Source organism: Pelagerythrobacter marinus (genome assembly GCF_009827515.1).
In the GTDB taxonomy this organism is placed as follows: domain Bacteria; phylum Pseudomonadota; class Alphaproteobacteria; order Sphingomonadales; family Sphingomonadaceae; genus Pelagerythrobacter; species Pelagerythrobacter marinus.
In genome coordinates this window covers 515,978-532,252 of sequence record NZ_WTYO01000001.1, presented here as the reverse complement: position 1 = coordinate 532,252, position 16,275 = coordinate 515,978, and the positions used below count along the sequence as shown (strand labels likewise).

Sequence of the window (16,275 nt, the reverse complement as noted above, 5' to 3'; positions counted from 1 at the left end):
ATGTTGCGGAGCCGCGCCCTTGGCGGGCGGCAGCCGGCGCCATCAATCCGCCGGTCGCCTGCGCTTCGCCGGGTTGGGCGGCAGGTCGAGACGGAAGCTCGCGCCCTGCCCCGGCTTGCTCTTGACCGACAGGTCGCCACCCATGGCCCGCGCCAGGCGGCGCGAAATGTAGAGGCCGAGGCCCGACCCGCCGTCCCCGCTGCGGCCCAGCCGTTCGAACTTCTCGAACACGCGCGCCTGCTGCTCGGCCGAGAGGCCGGGGCCCTCGTCGATCACGCTGACCCGCGCGCGCCCCTTCCTGTCCGATAGCTTGAGGCGCACGCTCGTCCCCTCGGGCGCGTAGCGGATCGCGTTGCCCAGCAGGTTCAGCAGGATCTGCAGCACGCGCCGGAACTCGGCGATGGCAGGCACGGAAACGTCGTCGGCCGGGCCGGCGATCTCGATGTGCCGTTCCTTCGCCCGGACCGCGAGGATACCCGCGGCCCGGCGCGCGACATCGGCCAGGTCGATCTCGTCCGGCGCGGTGTCGAAATCCTCCGATTCGACAACTTCGAGGTCCGAAAGGTCGTCGAGCAGGGCCAGCAGGTGCTGCCCCGCAGCGGCGATATCCGCCGCGTAATTGCTGTATTCCTCGGCCAGCGGCCCGGCCAGGCGGGTGCGGATCGTTTCCGCGTTGGCGATGATGCGCGCGATCGGCTGGCGCAGGACGGGCGAGAGCTCCTGCCCGATCCGCCGCGAAGGCGGCGGCGGAGCAGCAACGCCGCTGTCCTGCGACTCATCGCCGTCGCGAGTGCTTGTGTCGAGCGCCGAATCGGCCACGAGCAGGAGCTCGAACCCGCCCTTCCCCGCGCTCGCCGGAGCCACCGGGGCAAGCATCGCGCGCCAGGTCCGTTGCGATTCGGCCACCCGCACTTCGGCATCGTCGAGCAGGCGCCAGTGCATCGGCTGTTCGTGAACGGTGCCGGGCAGATCGACGAAGTCGGTCCACGGATGGCCCAGCGCGCCGGCCATGCGCCGGCCGAGCGGCTCGAGATCGCTTGCGCGCACTTCGACCGCCAGCACGCACTGCGCCGAATCGAGCCGGGCCCATAGCTCGGCGACATTGCGGCCGATCTCGAGCCGGCGGCTCGCGGCCTGGGCATCGCTGTCCACCGGCGCGGGCGCGACCTGCCAGTCGGTTATCCCGATCGAGCACGTGCCGTCTTCGCCGGCATGGGGAAATATCTCCACCCGGGCGCTCACGATCTCGCTGTCGGCCTGCGCTTCGAACGCGGTGGCATAACGGGCGCCGGCGGCGCGCGCCTTGCCGATTTCGGCCAGGAGGCCGGGGATCGCCAGCGCGCCGGGCACTTCGCCGCCGCATTCGCGCTGCAGGCTGGCCACGGGCTCGTCCGCCTCGACCAGGCAGTCGTCGCCGTCGATCCGTCCGCGGGCGAGGTATCCGGGGGCCTGCGCGTTCATGGCTCAGCCCAGCTCCTTCCGGCCCGATCCGGCTAGCAGGGTCGCCGCGCGATCCGCCCTCAACGTGTCGAACGCGTCGGGCAAAGTGATTTCGGGATGCACGAGCAGAAACTGCTCGGCCACCTGGTCGTGCTTCAGCCCCGCCGCGCGCAACGCCAGCGCCAGCCGGCCGACCTGGCTTTCATCGGTCGCCAGCGCCACGATCTCGCGTTCCTGTCCCGATTGCTCGGCCAGGACCGAAAGAAACAGGGCCACGCCGAAATGGCCGATGGCCAGCGGCTGGCCCCCGCCCGTCACCGCCGCCGCGGCCTTGGCCAGCAGATCGAGGCGGCGCGCGCGCTCGGCGTGGCCATCGCGAAGCCGCTGGCTCGCCTGTTCGATCGCGTTCTCGTCCGTCCCGTCGGCCTGCCCGCGCCAGGTGGCGAGGACATGGTCGAACAGGGCCCGGGGCAGTTCGTCGAGCGGCAGCTCCATCCGGCGCTGCTGCTGGATGAACCGCGCCTGCGATGCCAGCAATTGCATGGCGAGCCGCGCCGTTTCGCCATCGGGCGAAGCGATCATCGCCTGGAGACCCGGCGACAGGACCGGGTCGATCGTGCTGCGCGCCTCCAGCTTGATCGCCAGCCGGTATTCGAGGGCGAGCGCGTGGCAATGGCCGAGAAACCGCAGCTCGCGCCCGATGGCCTCGGCCAGGTCGTCGCACCGGGGGGCCGCGAATTCGGCGGGGTCCTCCAGCCCGGCGGCATTCGCCTGGGCATAGAGGAGCTGGCGCGCCGCGTGCGACACCATGCCGCGCACGCGGGCGACGACTTCGTCGCTGAAAAGGCCATGGCCATAATTGGCCAGGAGCATGCCGAGCATCGGCCCGGCGGTGCCGAGCACGACGTCGCCGCGCGCGAGTTCGTCGGCGAGAACACTCTCGATCGGCGACTGGGGTGCCTGGTTCATGCCGGATTCGGTCATCGCCCGGCCTTAGCGCGACATAGTTAAGCCAGCGTTATCCGTCGGGCCGGGGCGCGGCCAGGCGAGAACGGCAAGGCCGAGGAGCGTCAGGAGCTGGATCGCCGGCAGGGGCTGGCCCAGCGCCGCCCCCGCCGCGAGAACGACGGCAAGGCTCGCCCGGTCGGAGGCTGTCGCCGCCACCGCGCCGCCGGCAAGCCGCTGAAGCGCGCGCAGCGTCAGGACCAGCGCGCCCGCGGCGAACAGCCATTCCGCCAGCGCAGCGACCGGCGCGAGGAAACCGGCCACGGCCACGAGCGTCAAATCGATCGCGAGGCCGGGCAGCGCGCGCCGGGCCCGCGCGGCAACGCCTTCCGCCACGCGGTCGCGCGACAGGGCCGCCAGGGTCCCGCCCATGCGCAGGAGGAAGGCGCCCAGGGCGACCGCAGCGAAGGCCCCGGCCCCCGTTCCCGCGCCCGCGCCCGTTCCCGTGCCCGCGCCCGTTCCCGTGCCCGTGCCCGTGCCCCAGTGGGCCGCGGCGAGCGCACCGGCCAGTGCGATGGCCCCGCCCGCGAACGGCAGGACCGCGCGCCCCTTCCGCGCGAGGACCCGCGGTGCCAGCGCGGTCGAAAGCCGGTCGGCCACGGCATGGAGAGGCGCGGTGAACGGGGCGGGGACGATCCGCTGGTGCAGCCAGGCGGTCTCGAAAGCGCGCGCGTGCTCCTCGTCGCGCAGCAGGGTCCACCGCCGGTCGGTCAGCACCGCCCGCGGCAACGGGACGAGCCGCACGCCCGATTGCAGCCCCAGGCGCAGGAGCGCCGGGATCGCCTCGACGTCGATCGGCATTTCGGCCAGCCGCTCCACCGCCGCGCCCGGCAGGCGCGCCATGCCGGCCCAGGCATGGTCGCGGTCGATCCGTTCGAACCCCGCCTCCATTCCCGCATCGGCCGGCAGGGCGACGACGCCCGACCGCTCGCCCAGCATCTCGCCCGCCGCGAGCGGATCGGGCACGACCCCCTCGGCGAAGAGGAACAGCTCGTCCTGCGCACGCACGAGGCCCGAAAGCGCACGCGCGCTGGCAAGCGCATGAAAGCTCGCCCCGCCCTGTTCGGCCCGGTGGAGCAGCGGCAGTATCCCGTCGTCCAGCCCCTCGGCGAAGCAGACGATCCGTTCGCACCCGAGCCGCAGCGCCAGATCGAGCTGCAGGGCCGCGGCGCTGCGGCCCGCGACCGCCAGGAGGCCGCGGATCGGCCCCTCGCCGTGCGAGCCGGTGGGATGCATTGCCGAGAGGATGGCGACGCGCAAATGATGACTCCCGCCTGAAAGCGCGCGATTCTAGGCCCGGCCGGGCCTGCTGCCAAGCGGCCTGGCGACCGCCTGCCCACCTGCCCGGTCAGGCCGGGTCGGCGGCGAAGGCGCGGGTAAAATCCTCGAGCTTGCGCAGGATCGCCGGATCGCCGGGCGCGGCGGCCACGGCCTCGTCCGCCAGTTGCAGCAAGGCGGTGGCGTGGAAACTGGCCGCCAACCCCCGCAGCCGCAGGGCGGCGACCTCCCAGTTGCCGTCGCAGCGCGCGCGGCGCAGCAAGTCGATCTGGCGCTCCAGACTCTCGACGAAAGCGGCCCGCAGCTCGGCGAGGAGCGCGGGATCGTCGCCCGCCGCCGCGGCCAGTGTCGCATCGAGAGTGCCGTTTTCGTGGACCATCCTGCCCGCTCTATCGCAAGTCTGGTTAAAGCAGGGTTTCAGCGCGCCGGTTTCGTGATAGATTCAAGGACATGAGCGGGGGAACCAAGATCAGGGCCGTCGGGCCCGAAACACCCGACCAGGTGCGGCCGGAAGGCGGCGCGGGCGGGGAATCAACGCCTGCGGCGCACCTCGGCGCGCCCGGTACGGAACCGGGCGACGGCCACGAGGCGGAGCCGGACGACTGGGCCGAGGCGGTAGTGGAGGATGACGAGAGCCTGCGCCGCCGCTGGGTCGTGCCCACCCTCGCCGTGATCGCGATCCTGGGCTGGACCGCCGCCTTCGCGTGGGTTCACCGCGAGGCCATGCTGGCAGGGGCCTCCCCCGCCCAGTGGACCGGCTGGATCGGCCAGTGGGCGGCACCCGCCGCGCTGGTCGCGGTGCTGTGGATGCTGGCCCGGCACAACAGCCGGCACGAGGCGCGTCGCTTCGGCGAAGTCGCCCGTTCGCTGGCCGCAGAGTCGGACCGACTCGAGACGCGCCTCGGCACGATCAACCGCGAATTGAGCCTCGCGCGCGAGTTCCTCGCTTCGCAATCGCGCGAACTCGACAGCCTCGGCCGCCTGGCGACCGAGCGGCTTTCGACCCATGCCGACCGCCTTCACGGGCTGGTGGAGGACAATGGCCAGCGGGTGGATGCGCTCGCTTCGGTCAGCGCGACCGCGCTGGAGAACATGAACCGCCTGCGCGACGACCTGCCCGTGATCGCCAATTCGGCGAAGGACGTGTCGAACCAGATCGGCAATGCCGGGCGAGTGGCCCGCGACCACGTGGATGCGCTGGCAAGCGGCTTCGCCCGGCTCGACGAGTCCGGGCAGGCGAGCGAGCAGCGGGTCGAATCGCTGTGCAGCCGGGTGGACGAGGCCCTGCGCCTGTTCGAGGAACATGGCGAGCAGCTCGACCGGGCCACGGCCGACCGCTTCGCCGCCCTGCGCGAAAAGAGCGAGGCGTTCCGGGTCGACCTGGAAGGGCGCGAGATCGAGACGCTCGCGGCGCTGCGCCGCCGGGCGGACGCCCTGTCGCAGGAACTTCGCACCGCGCACGAGGCCCTGGCCTCCGAAGAAGAGGAAGCGCTCGTTTCGCTGCGCGCGCGGCTCGGCGGGCTGCGCGACGAGGCGAAGACGATCGGCAATGCCCTGCGCGAAGGCGAAGAAACCGCGCTCGAGGCCTGGAACGGCCAGGTCGAGGCCATGCAGGCGCGCCTGTCCGAGGCGATCGATGTCATCAAGGGGATCGACGAGAACGCGCTCGCCTCCGCCAGCCGCAAGCTGCAGGCCCTGAAGACCGAGGCCGAGGCGATCGATCGCGGGATCGAGGAACGCGACCGCGAGCTGGAGGAACGCATGGCCGAGCGGCTCGCCGCGCTCGAGGCGGCGCAGGGCGAGGTGGCGGAAGCGCTCTCAACCCGGCTTGCCGAACTCGATGCGGCGATCGCCGAACGGCGCGCCGAGCACCTGGCCGAGACCGATGCCCTCGCCGGCAAGGGGGAAGCGATCACCGGGCGGATCACGCAGATGCGCGAGGCGGTGGAGGAAATCGCGCGTCACGGTTCCGAGACCGAGGAAACCCTGGCGGCGAGCCTCGCACGGCTGGAGTCCCGCCTCGACGCGAGCCGCGCCTCGCTGGCCGGGACGGACGAGGCCGTGGCCGGCCTGACCGAGGCAAGCGTGCGCCTGCTCGAACTGCTCCAGGCGAGCAGCCAGCACTCGCGCGAAGAACTGCCGGCCGCGATCGGGGAGGCGGAAACGCGCCTCGCCGAAGTGGAGGAGCGTGCCGCCGCGCTCAAGGCCACCGTCGACGATGCCGGCGCCACGGGCGCCCGCCTGGCCGAGCTGGTCACCGGGACACAGGGCACCGGGCGTGAAACGATCGCGGAGATCGACGCGCTGCACGAGCGGCTGGCGCAGGCCAACGAGACTTACGGCGAGCAGATCGCCCGCCTGCGCGATGCCGTCGCCGGCCTTGGCGACGACGGCGCCGCCGTTGCCGGCAAGGCGCAGGACGATCTTCGCGCGGCGATCGAGGCGCTCGAGATCGCGGCGCGCTCCGCCCGCGCCGCCATCGGAGAGGACGCGAGCGAGAGCATTCGCGAGCTGGCCGAACGGATCGGCGCGGAAACATCGCAAACGCTCGATGCCGTCCTGCGCGAAAAGGCCGAGGAATCGATCGGCCAGCTCGAAAAGGCTGCCTCGCGCGCGTCGGATTCCAGCCGCCAGGCGGCGATCCAGCTGCGCGACCAGCTGGCCAAGGTCGACGAGCTGGCCGGCAACCTCGAGGCGCGCGTCGCGCAGGCGCGGGAGCGGGCCGAGGAGCGGGTGGACAACGACTTCGCCCGGCGCATGGCCCTGATTACCGAGAGCCTCAATTCGAACGCGATCGATATTGCCAAGGCGCTGTCGAGCGACGTGACCGACACGGCCTGGGCGTCCTACATGCGCGGCGACCGCGGCATCTTCACCCGCCGGGCCGTGCGCCTGCTGGACAATACCGAGGCGCGCGCCATCGCCGAGCTTTACGAGAGCGAGCCCGACTTCCAGGAAAACGTCAATCGCTACGTCGCCGATTTCGAGGGGATGCTGCGCACGATGCTCTCCACCCGCGACGGCAACGCGCTGGGCGTGACCCTGCTGAGTTCGGACATGGGCAAGCTCTACGTCGCGCTGGCGCAGGCGATCCGCCGCCTGCGCGGCTAGCCGAACAGGCGGCTGAGATCGAGGTCCGACACGCCGATCCAGCCATACTGGTAATTGAGCGCGAAGAGGCCCGTGAGCACGGCCGCCAGGATGCTCGCCCGCAGGACGACGCGCCAGGGCCGGAAATTGGCCGGCGCGCTGTCGGCCTGGCCCGGCACTTTCTCGATCCCCAGTTCGTCGTGCGTGCGGATGCCGAGCGGCAGCATGACGAAGGCGCTGAGAACCCAGACGAGGAGATAGATCGCGAGGAAGGAAGTCCACTGCATCGCGTCAGCCCCCCACTATCACGACTTTGACCTGGGGGCTCTTGCCCGACCACCGGCGCGCGGCCCGGCGCGCGGCGAGCCGCGCGGCTTCCGAAACGTCCTCCCGGTCGTTGCGCGCGCGGCCGCGCAGCTTGCCGATGGCATCGCGTATGTCGGTTTTCGCCTCGGCCAGGAAATCGTCCATGTCTTCCTCCAGCGGCAGGCCGAACGTCTCCACCTCCACGCTCAACCCCTGCCCCAGCACCACGACCATCGCCCCTTCGGCGGCAATGCGCCGGCGCATCACCACGCCTTCGCCATCGGACGGGGCGATGATGTCGCCGTCGAGCACGAGCCGCCCGGCGCGCACTTGCGCGATCGTCCCCGGCTCGCCCGGGGCCAGGCGCACGATGTCGCCGTTCTTCTGGACGACGGCGCTGGGAATGCCGCATGCCAGCCCCAGCCGGGCCTGTTCCTGCATGTGGCGCATTTCGCCGTGGACGGGCAGCAGGATCTCGGGCCGGAGCCAGTCGTAGAGCGCCTCCAGCTCGGGCCGGCCGGGATGTCCGGAAACGTGGATCTCGCTCTGCCGGTCGGTCACCATCACGATACCGCGTTCGGCGAGCTGGTTCTGCACCCGCCCGATCGCGAGCTCGTTGCCCGGGATCTGGCGGCTGGAAAAGAGCACGACATCGCCCGCGGCCAGCTCGATCGGGTGATTGCCCTCGGCGATCCGGGCCAGCGCGGCGCGCGGTTCGCCCTGCCCGCCGGTGGCGATGAACAGGACTTCCCCCCGCGGCAGGCCCATCGCGGTATCGAAATCGACCAGCTCGGGCAAATCCTCGAGATAGCCGTTGTCCTGCGCCACCTCGATGATGCGGTCGAGCGAGCGCCCGGCGACGCAGAGCCGCCGCCCGGTGGCCTTGGCCACCTCGCCCAGCGTGTGCAGGCGCGCGACGTTGGAGGCGAATGTCGTGACCAGCACGCGCCGCCCGCCGTGGCGCTTCACCTCTTCCATCAGGCCCGCATAGACCGCGCCTTCCGAGCCGCTCGGCGCCGGGTTGAAGACATTGGTCGAATCGCACACCAGCGCGAGCACGCCCTCGTCGCCGATGGCGGTCAGCTCTTCCTCCGTCGTCGGAACGCCGACGATCGGGTCTTCGTCCAGCTTCCAGTCGCCGGTGTGGAACACCCGGCCATGGGGCGTATCGATCAGCACCGCGTGCCCTTCGGCGATCGAATGGGCCAAGGGGAGGTAGGAAACGGTGAAGGGGCCAAGCGCGATGGGATCGCCGTCTTCCACGATCCGCAGGTCGACTTCGCCGGTCAGGCCCGCCTCCGCCAGCTTTCGCAGCACCAGGTCGGCCGTGAACGGCGTGGCGTAGAGCGGCACGCCCAGCTCGGCGGCGAAATAGGGGACGGCGCCGATATGGTCTTCGTGCGCGTGGGTCAGCACGATTCCGACCAAGTCCTTCGCGCGATCCTCGATGAACTCAAGGTCGGCGAAGACCAGGTCGACGCCCGGATATTCCCCGCCGGAAAAGGTCATGCCGAGATCGACCATCAGCCACTTGCCGTTGCAGCCGTAGAGGTTGACGTTCATGCCGATCTCGCCCGAGCCACCGAGCGCGAGGAACAGCAGTTCGTTTTCCGGAGCGAAGTTCTTTTTCATCGTGCGGCCCTTTCGGCCAGTATCGCCAGCCCTTCCAGCGTCAGGTCGGCATCGACCGCATCGAAGATGCGGGTGTGTTCATCGAACAGGATCGCGAGCCCGCCGGTCGCCACCACGTTTGCCGGTCGTCCGATCTCTTCGCGCATCCGGGCGATCAGCCCCTCCATCATCGCGACATAGCCCCAGAAGACGCCGATCAGCATCTGGTCTTCGGTATTGGTGCCGATGACGCTGGCCCCGCGCGGCGCCTCGATCGCGATCCGCGGCAGCTTCGCCGTGTTGCCGACCAGCGCGTCGAGCGACAGGTTGATGCCCGGCGCGATGATCCCGCCCTTGTAGGCGCCGTTGAAATCGACCGCGTCGAACGTCGTCGCCGTGCCGAAATCGACGACGATCAGATCGCCGGGATAGCGCGCGTGCGCGGCAATGGCGTTGAGCGCCCTGTCCGCGCCGAGCGAGCGCGGTTCGTCGACGTCGATCGCGATGCCCCATTCGGCCGCCCCTTCCCCCGCGATCAGCGGCTCGAGACCGAAGTACTTTTCTGCCAGGACGGTGAGGTTGTGCACCGCCCGCGGGACGACCGATCCGAAGATGATCTGCGTGATCGATTCGCGGGCAATGCCCTCGATCTTCATCAGTTGCAGCAGCCAGACGGCATATTCGTCCCCGGTCCGCCGCGGATCGGTGGCAATGCGCCAGCGCGCCCGGATCTCGCGCCCGCCCTCCTCCAGCGTGGAGAAGAGCGCGAAAACGACATTGGTATTCCCGACATCGACGGCGAGCAGCATGACCGTATCCTTCAACCGAGCGTGACGTCACCGGCATGGATGGCACGGGTCGTCCCGTCTTCCAAGCGCAGCAGCAGCGAGCCATCGGCGGCGAGCCCGGCGAAACGGCCGCTGGTCGGCTGCCCTTCGGCATCGTGAACGCGCAGCGCGGTCCCCACCGGGTGCGCGGCGGCCAGCCAGCGCCGGACCAGTGGCTCGATGCCGAACGTGCGCCAGCGTTCCAGTTCGCGGTCGAACGCCTCGGCCAGGGTCGCCGCGAAGGCATCGCGGTCGGGAGCGGGGCCGAGCTGCGCCAGCGCCACGGCCGGCCGGTCGGGCAGGTCCGGCGCCTGGGCAAGGTTCACCCCGATGCCGACCACGACCGCCTCGCCGACCCGTTCGAGCAATATGCCCGAGAGCTTCGCGCCGCGCAAAAGAAGATCGTTCGGCCACTTGATCGCCAGCGCCTGCGGCTCCGCCAGGAGAGGCAGGACCGCGTCGTAAACCGCCAGCGCCGCCATCAGCGTCAACGTATGGACCGGGGGATCGCCCGGCCCCGGCCGCACCAGCGTAGAGCCCATGAAATTGCCGGCGCCATCGGACCAGGGGCGCCCCTGCCGGCCGCGGCCGGCGACCTGGCGATCGGCGATGAGCCAGTCCCCCTCGGCCACGCGCTCGCCATTGCGCAGACGCGCGGCGAGATCGGCATTGGTCGAGCCGGTTTCGGCGACGGTTTCGATCAAGCGACGAACAGCAGGGCCTCTGCCGCGCGGTCGGCGAGGTCGCCCAGCACGCGCGTCAGGAGATAGCCGAGCGGCGACATGGCGGCCGTGGTCACGCCCAGGATCAGCCAGTGCGCCCAGTCGCTCCTGCCCGTGACGACGCCTGCCGGCTCGTCGAAATACATCACCTTCACGACCTTGATGTAATAGAACGCGCCGATCACGCTGGCCGCGATGCCGATGGCGGCCAGGGCGACGAGGTCGGCCTCGACCGCGGCCCAGAACACCACGAACTTGCCCCAGAAGCCGAACAGCGGCGGAATGCCGGCCAGGCTGAACATCATCACCGCCAGGCAGAGCGCCAGCAGCGGGCGCGTGCTCGACAGGCCGGCGATATCGGCAAGCCCTTCGACCTGCTCGCCCTGCGCGTTGCGCAGCATGAGCACGGCGACGAAGCTGCCCAGCGACATCGCGACGTAGATCGCGAGGTAGACCAGCATCGCCGAGACCCCGGCGGCCGTGCCGGCCGCGAGGCCGATCAGGATGAAGCCGACGTTGTTGATCGACGAATAGGCCAGCAGGCGCTTGAGATTGCTCTGCCCGATCGCGCCGAGCGCGCCGACCACGATCGAGGCGAGCGCGGCGAAGATCACGATCTGGCGCCAGGCGTCCATCTGCATGCCGAAGGCATCCAGCGCGACCCGCGCGGTCAGCGCGACGGCGGCGACTTTCGGCGCGGTGGCGAAGAAGGTCGTCACCGGCGTCGGCGCGCCTTCGTAGACGTCGGGCGTCCACATGTGGAACGGCACGGCAGCTATCTTGAACGCCAGCCCGGCCAGCACGAAGATCAGGCCGAACAGCATCCCCATCGACAGTTCGCCCGACATGGCAGCGCGCGCGCCCTCGAACGAGGTCGTGCCGGTGAAGCCATAGACCAGGCTGATGCCGTAGAGCAGGATCCCGCTCGCCAGCGCGCCGAGCACGAAATACTTCAGGCCCGCTTCCGCCGAACGGTCGTCGCTGCGCATGAAGGAGGCGAGGACGTAAGCCGCCAGGCTGTTCAGTTCGAGCCCGATGTAGAGCGTCATGAAGTCGGTCGCCGAGACCATGATCGCCATGCCGAGCGCGGCGAACAGCATCAGCACCGGGTATTCCGCCCTTATCGCCCCGTCGCGATCGAAGAACCGCGGCGCGACCATCAGGCAGGCGATCGCCGAGACGAAGATCAGGATCTTCGCGAACGATGCGAAGGCATCGGCCGCGAACTGCCCTTCGAAGGCCAGCGTGTCGGGGCCCATGGCCCCGCTGCACAGCGCCGGCGCGACGAGGACGCTCGCCCCGCCCAGCGCGACGGCGGCCAGGATCGTGACCAGCCGGCCGGCATTGCGGCTCCACGCCGCGATCAGGAGCAGGGCCAGGCCGGCCAGGCTCAGCACGATTTCAGGCGCGATGAGCGCGAGGGAAGACTGCAGTTGCATCAGTGCGCTCCCTCCGCCTCGCCATCTGCGGCGTCATGTGCGCCGGCAACGGCATTGGCCGCCTCCGCCCGCGGGGTGCCCGCGGCCAGGTCCGCATCGCCATCGGGCGCGGCCCGCGCGAGGCGCGCATCGAGCGCGGCGATATCCTGGCGCATCGGCGCGAGGAAGCTTTCCGGATAGACGCCCATCCACAGCACCGCCGCGGCGATCGGGGCCAGCATGGCCCATTCGCGGGGGTTGAGATCGGGCATGGCCGCGGCATCGGCGTTCTTCTGAACGCCGAAGGCGATCCGCCAGTAGAGATAGAGCATGTAACCGGCCCCGAGGATGATCCCGGTCGTGCAGACCAGCGTGACCCAGGAATTGGCCTGGTAGATCCCGGCCAGGCTGAGGAATTCGCCGACGAACCCGCTCGTGCCCGGCAGGCCGATGCTGGCCATCGTGAAGAGGAGGAAGAACACTGCGTATTTCGGCATGTTGATCGCGAGCCCGCCGTACCGATCGATCTCGCGCGTGTGCAGCCTGTCGTAGATCACGCCGACGCACAGGAACAGCGCACCCGACACGAGGCCGTGGCTGAGCATGACGATCATCGCGCCTTCCAGGCCCTGGACGTTGAACGCGAACAGCCCGACCGTCACGATCGCCATGTGCGCGACCGAGGAATAGGCGATCAGCTTCTTCACGTCCTGCTGCACCAGTGCGATCAGGCTGGTGATGACGACCGCCGCCATCGACAGGCCCCAGACCAGCCAGACGAACTGCGCGCTCGCTTCGGGGAACATCGGCAGGCTGAAGCGGATAAAGCCGTAGCCGCCCATCTTGAGGAGGACACCGGCCAGGATCACGGAGCCGGCCGTGGGCGCCTGGACGTGGGCGTCGGGCAGCCAGGTATGCACCGGCCACATCGGCATCTTCACCGCAAAGCTGGCGAAGAACGCGAGCCACAGCCAGGTCTGCGCCGCCGGCGGGAAATCGTACTGCATCAGCGCGGGAATGTCGGTCGTTCCCGCCTCGTTCACCATCCACAGCATCGCGATCAGCATCAGGACCGATCCGAGCAGGGTGTAGAGGAAGAACTTGTAGCTGGCGTAGATCCGGTCCTGCCCGCCCCAGATGCCGATGATCAGGTACATCGGGATCAGGCCGGCTTCGAAGAAGATGTAGAACAGGAACAGGTCCTGCGCGGCGAAGACGCCGATCATCAGGACTTCCATCAGCAGGAACGCCGCCATGTACTCGCCCACGCGCCGGGTGATCGATTCCCAGCTCGCGAGGATGCAGATCGGCATCAGGAACGTGCTGAGAACGATCAGCAGAAGCGCAATGCCGTCGATGCCCAGCGCGTAGCTGAAGCCGGCGAACAGCTCGTAGCGCTCGGTATATTGCCACTGCGCGCCGCCGATATCGAAGTTGAGCCACAGCACGATGCCCAGGGCCAGGTCGACCAGCGTCGCGGCGAGCGCGATCGTGCGCGCCGCCTTCGCCTCGACGAACAGGCACGCGATGCCCGCCAGAAGCGGGATCGCCAGCATCAGCGAAAGGATCGGGAAGCCCCCCATTACATCAGCACCCAGGTGATCGCGGCGACCAGGCCAAGCAGCATGATCAGCGCGTAGCTATAGAGATATCCGGACTGCACCTTGCGCGCGACGACCGCGCCGCGCGCGACGACCCAGGCGGCCCCGTCGGGTCCGAAGCGGTCGATCAGGCCCTTGTCGCCGCGCTTCCAGAACTGCCGGCCGAACCAGAACGCCGGCTTCACGAACACGAGGTCGTAAAGCTCGTCGAAGTACCATTTCCGGTAGACGAAGTTGTGGACGTAGCGGAACTGCTCGACGAACTTGCCGGGGATCGAGGTGTCGCGAATATAGGCCAGCCACGCGCCGAACAGGCCCAGCAGCATGACGAAGCTCGCCGTCAGCTTCACCCACAGCGGCACGGCGTGCATCTCGTGGATCAGCGCCTCGTTGTAGAAGATCGAGCCGCCCCAGAAGGCCGGATCGTCGAGGAAGGCGTGGCTGAACACCCAGCCCGCGAAGACCGCGCCCACCGTCAGCACGCCGAGCGGGACCAGCATGGAAACCGGGCTTTCGTGGGGATGGTAGCCCGCAGTGCCGTCGCTCTGCTCGGTCGAGGGGACGTGATGCACGGCATCGTCGCCCGCGTCTTCCTGCGCCGGGGGATTGGCGTCTTCCGGATCGTCGTGACCGTGGTGGACGGCGTGCCGGATATGCTCGCTGCCCGCCCAGCGCGGCTTGCCCCAGAAGGTGAGGAACATGAGCCGCCAGGAATAGAAGCTGGTCAGCAGCGCCGCGACCGCGCCCATCCAGAAGGCGAACGTGCCCATCTCCGTGCCGCGGGCAAAGGCCACCTCGAGGATGGCGTCCTTCGAATGGAAGCCCGCGAAGCCGGCGTGCAGCCAGTAGATGCCGACTCCGGTGATCGCCAGCGTGCCGGCCATCATGGCCCAGAACGTCAGCGGGATGTGCTTACGCAGCGCGCCGTAATAACGCATGTCCTGTTCGTGGTGCATCGCGTGGATGACCGAACCCGCGCCGAGGAACAGCAGCGCCTTGAAGAAGGCGTGCGTGAACAGGTGGAACATCGCCGCGCCATAGGCGCCGACGCCCGCCGCGAAGAACATGTAGCCGAGCTGCGAACAGGTGGAATAGGCGATGACCCGCTTGATGTCCCACTGCGTCGTGCCGATCGTGGCCGCGAAGAAGCACGTCGCCGCCCCGATGAAGGTGACCAGCGCCAGCGCGACCGGCGCGGTTTCGAACATCGGCGACAGGCGGCAGACCATGAACACGCCGGCGGTGACCATCGTCGCCGCATGGATCAGCGCGGACACCGGCGTCGGGCCTTCCATCGCGTCGGGCAGCCAGGTGTGCAGGCCGAGCTGCGCCGACTTGCCCATCGCCCCGATGAACAGGAGGATGCACAGCACGTCCATCGTCTGCAGGCGCATGCCGAGGAAGCCGATCGAGCTCCCGCTCATCCCCGGCGCGGCCTCGAGGATCTCGGGGATCGAGGTCGTCTGGAACACGAGGAACGTGCCGAAGATGCCGAGCATGAAGCCGAGGTCGCCGACGCGGTTGACCACGAAGGCCTTGATCGCGGCCTTGTTGGCGCTCGGCTTGCGGAACCAGAAGCCGATCAACAGGTAGCTGGCGAGGCCGACCCCTTCCCAGCCGAAGAACATCTGGACCAGGTTGTCCGCCGTCACCAGCATCAGCATCGCGAACGTGAACAGCGAGAGATAGGCGAAGAACCGCGGCTGGTCCGGGTCCTCCTCCATGTAGCCCCAGCTGTAGAGGTGGACGAGCGCGGAAACGCTGGTGATCACGACCAGCATGACCGCGGTCAGCGTATCGACCCGCAGCGCCCAGTCGAAGCTCAGCGCGCCCGACTGGACCCACTGGAGCACCGGCACGACCTGCGCCTCGGCGGTCCCGGCGACGAAGCCGAGGAAGATCGGCCACGACAGCGCACAGGAAACGAACAGGGCGCCGGTGGTGAGCGATTTCACCACGGTGTTGCCAAGGGCCCGATTGCCCAGCCCGCCGACAATGGCCGCGAGCAGGGGCAGGAAGACGATGAGGAGAATCGACGTTTCCACCGGTGCTTATCCCTTCATCCGGTTGACGTCGTCGACCGCGATCGTGCCCCGGCCACGGAAATAGATGACCAGGATGGCGAGCCCGATCGCGGCCTCGCCCGCGGCGACGGTCAGCACGAACATGGCGAAGACCTGTCCCGTCATGTCGCCGAGGAAGGCGCTGAAGGCGACCAGGTTGATGTTCACCGCGAGCAGGATCAGCTCGATCGCCATCAGGATGACGATCACGTTCTTGCGGTTGAGGAAGATCCCCAGGACGCCCAGCACGAAGAGGACCGCGCTGACCACGATATAGTGTTCGATGCCGATCACAGCTCGACCCCCTTGCCGATTTCCGGCTTCTTCATTTCGGTCGCCTCGCCCGGGCGGCGGCGCACCTGCTTGCCGATGTCCTGGTGGCCGCGCGCGCCCTCGGGCCGGCCGCGGTGGGTCAGCGCGATCGCCCCGACCATGGCGACGAGCAGGATGATGCCCGCGGCTTCGAACAGGAACAGGTACTTGCCGTAAAGCACGGTGCCCAGGTTCTCGAGATTGCTGCGGTCCATCAGCGGGGCCGCGCTGCCATCGGGAACGCCCAGCTCCAGTGCGCCGGCGCGGTATGCGCCGATCCCCAGGATCAGCTCGGCCAGCAGGACGAGCGCGATCGCGATGCCGAGCGGGAAGTTCTTCACGAACCCGGCGCGCAGTTCGGCGAAATCGATGTCCAGCATCATGACGACGAACAGGAACAGCACCGCGACCGCGCCGACATAGACGATCACCAGCAGCGCGGCGATGAATTCCGCACCGACGAGGATCATCAGGCCGGCGGCATTGAAGAACGCCAGGATCAGCCACAGGACCGAGTGCACGGGGTTGCGCGCCAGTATCGTGAACACGCCGCTGGCGAGCACGAGGAACGCGAACAGGTAGAAGGCGAGAGTCTGGATCAT

At 69.1% G+C, this 16,275-nt stretch carries 14 protein-coding genes; 1 reads left to right on the top strand and 13 read right to left on the bottom strand.

Annotation, left to right across the window (positions count from 1 at the left end):
- Positions 1–42: 42 nt before the first annotated feature.
- From GRI72_RS02455 to GRI72_RS02440, 4 genes are all read right to left on the bottom strand, one after another.
- The gene (locus GRI72_RS02455) at positions 43–1,461 is read right to left on the bottom strand and encodes a sensor histidine kinase (protein WP_160732326.1); all 1,419 of its coding nucleotides are present in this window, start codon (positions 1,459–1,461) and stop codon (positions 43–45) included.
- A 3-nt stretch (positions 1,462–1,464) separates the two neighbouring features.
- Positions 1,465–2,424 carry a hypothetical protein gene (locus tag GRI72_RS02450; protein ID WP_160732325.1) on the bottom strand — a complete coding sequence of 320 codons (960 nt, stop codon included), beginning with the start codon at positions 2,422–2,424 and terminating at the stop codon, positions 1,465–1,467.
- A 9-nt stretch (positions 2,425–2,433) separates the two neighbouring features.
- The gene (locus GRI72_RS02445; protein ID WP_160732324.1) at positions 2,434–3,705 is read right to left on the bottom strand and encodes a hypothetical protein; all 1,272 of its coding nucleotides are present in this window, start codon (positions 3,703–3,705) and stop codon (positions 2,434–2,436) included.
- 88 nt (positions 3,706–3,793) lie between these two features.
- Positions 3,794–4,102, bottom strand: coding sequence for an Hpt domain-containing protein (locus tag GRI72_RS02440; RefSeq protein WP_160732323.1), 309 nt, complete (start codon positions 4,100–4,102; stop codon positions 3,794–3,796).
- A 71-nt stretch (positions 4,103–4,173) separates the two neighbouring features.
- Here GRI72_RS02440 and GRI72_RS02435 point away from each other — a divergent pair, with 71 nt between their 5' ends.
- Positions 4,174–6,834 (top strand): coiled-coil domain-containing protein, encoded by a 2,661-nt coding sequence (locus GRI72_RS02435; RefSeq protein ID WP_160732322.1) that lies wholly within the window; start codon positions 4,174–4,176, stop codon positions 6,832–6,834.
- On the opposite strand, the gene GRI72_RS02430 is transcribed toward GRI72_RS02435, so the two are convergent.
- The 9 genes from GRI72_RS02430 to GRI72_RS02390 are packed head-to-tail and all read right to left on the bottom strand — an operon-like array spanning position 6,831 to position 16,275.
- Complete coding sequence (locus tag GRI72_RS02430; RefSeq protein WP_160732321.1) at positions 6,831–7,100, bottom strand: DUF1467 family protein; 270 nt, start codon at positions 7,098–7,100, stop codon at positions 6,831–6,833. The genes GRI72_RS02435 and GRI72_RS02430 overlap by 4 nt on opposite strands.
- Before the next feature lie 4 nt (positions 7,101–7,104).
- A complete protein-coding gene (locus GRI72_RS02425) occupies positions 7,105–8,751 on the bottom strand; it encodes a ribonuclease J (protein WP_160732320.1) in 1,647 nt (548 codons plus the stop codon).
- Positions 8,748–9,539 carry a type III pantothenate kinase gene (locus tag GRI72_RS02420; RefSeq protein WP_160732319.1) on the bottom strand — a complete coding sequence of 264 codons (792 nt, stop codon included), beginning with the start codon at positions 9,537–9,539 and terminating at the stop codon, positions 8,748–8,750. Before GRI72_RS02420 ends, GRI72_RS02425 begins: the two co-directional genes overlap by 4 nt.
- An 11-nt stretch (positions 9,540–9,550) precedes the next feature.
- Complete coding sequence (locus GRI72_RS02415) at positions 9,551–10,261, bottom strand: biotin--[acetyl-CoA-carboxylase] ligase (protein ID WP_160732318.1); 711 nt, start codon at positions 10,259–10,261, stop codon at positions 9,551–9,553.
- Positions 10,258–11,718: an NADH-quinone oxidoreductase subunit NuoN gene (gene nuoN / locus GRI72_RS02410; protein ID WP_160732317.1), complete on the bottom strand. Its 1,461-nt coding sequence runs from the start codon at positions 11,716–11,718 to the stop codon at positions 10,258–10,260. Before nuoN ends, GRI72_RS02415 begins: the two co-directional genes overlap by 4 nt.
- Positions 11,718–13,280 (bottom strand): NADH-quinone oxidoreductase subunit M, encoded by a 1,563-nt coding sequence (locus GRI72_RS02405; protein ID WP_160732316.1) that lies wholly within the window; start codon positions 13,278–13,280, stop codon positions 11,718–11,720. The genes nuoN and GRI72_RS02405 overlap by 1 nt, the downstream gene beginning before the upstream one ends.
- Positions 13,280–15,343, bottom strand: a complete 2,064-nt coding sequence (gene nuoL / locus GRI72_RS02400) for an NADH-quinone oxidoreductase subunit L (protein ID WP_160732315.1) — start codon at positions 15,341–15,343, stop codon at positions 13,280–13,282. The genes GRI72_RS02405 and nuoL overlap by 1 nt, the downstream gene beginning before the upstream one ends.
- A 6-nt stretch (positions 15,344–15,349) precedes the next feature.
- Positions 15,350–15,655 carry an NADH-quinone oxidoreductase subunit NuoK gene (gene nuoK / locus GRI72_RS02395; RefSeq protein WP_160732314.1) on the bottom strand — a complete coding sequence of 102 codons (306 nt, stop codon included), beginning with the start codon at positions 15,653–15,655 and terminating at the stop codon, positions 15,350–15,352.
- Positions 15,652–16,275 (bottom strand): NADH-quinone oxidoreductase subunit J, encoded by a 624-nt coding sequence (locus GRI72_RS02390; protein ID WP_160732313.1) that lies wholly within the window; start codon positions 16,273–16,275, stop codon positions 15,652–15,654. Before GRI72_RS02390 ends, nuoK begins: the two co-directional genes overlap by 4 nt.

Coding starts and splice junctions, on each gene's coding strand:
- GRI72_RS02420 (WP_160732319.1), bottom strand. CDS start 9,539: ATGCTGCTCGCCGTCGATGTCGGGAATACCAATGTCGTTTTCGCGCTC.
- GRI72_RS02425 (WP_160732320.1), bottom strand. CDS start 8,751: ATGAAAAAGAACTTCGCTCCGGAAAACGAACTGCTGTTCCTCGCGCTC.
- GRI72_RS02450 (WP_160732325.1), bottom strand. CDS start 2,424: ATGACCGAATCCGGCATGAACCAGGCACCCCAGTCGCCGATCGAGAGT.
- nuoN (WP_160732317.1), bottom strand. CDS start 11,718: ATGCAACTGCAGTCTTCCCTCGCGCTCATCGCGCCTGAAATCGTGCTG.
- GRI72_RS02405 (WP_160732316.1), bottom strand. CDS start 13,280: ATGGGGGGCTTCCCGATCCTTTCGCTGATGCTGGCGATCCCGCTTCTG.
- GRI72_RS02440 (WP_160732323.1), bottom strand. CDS start 4,102: ATGGTCCACGAAAACGGCACTCTCGATGCGACACTGGCCGCGGCGGCG.
- GRI72_RS02390 (WP_160732313.1), bottom strand. CDS start 16,275: ATGATCCAGACTCTCGCCTTCTACCTGTTCGCGTTCCTCGTGCTCGCC.
- GRI72_RS02435 (WP_160732322.1), top strand. CDS start 4,174: ATGAGCGGGGGAACCAAGATCAGGGCCGTCGGGCCCGAAACACCCGAC.
- GRI72_RS02430 (WP_160732321.1), bottom strand. CDS start 7,100: ATGCAGTGGACTTCCTTCCTCGCGATCTATCTCCTCGTCTGGGTTCTC.
- GRI72_RS02455 (WP_160732326.1), bottom strand. CDS start 1,461: ATGAACGCGCAGGCCCCCGGATACCTCGCCCGCGGACGGATCGACGGC.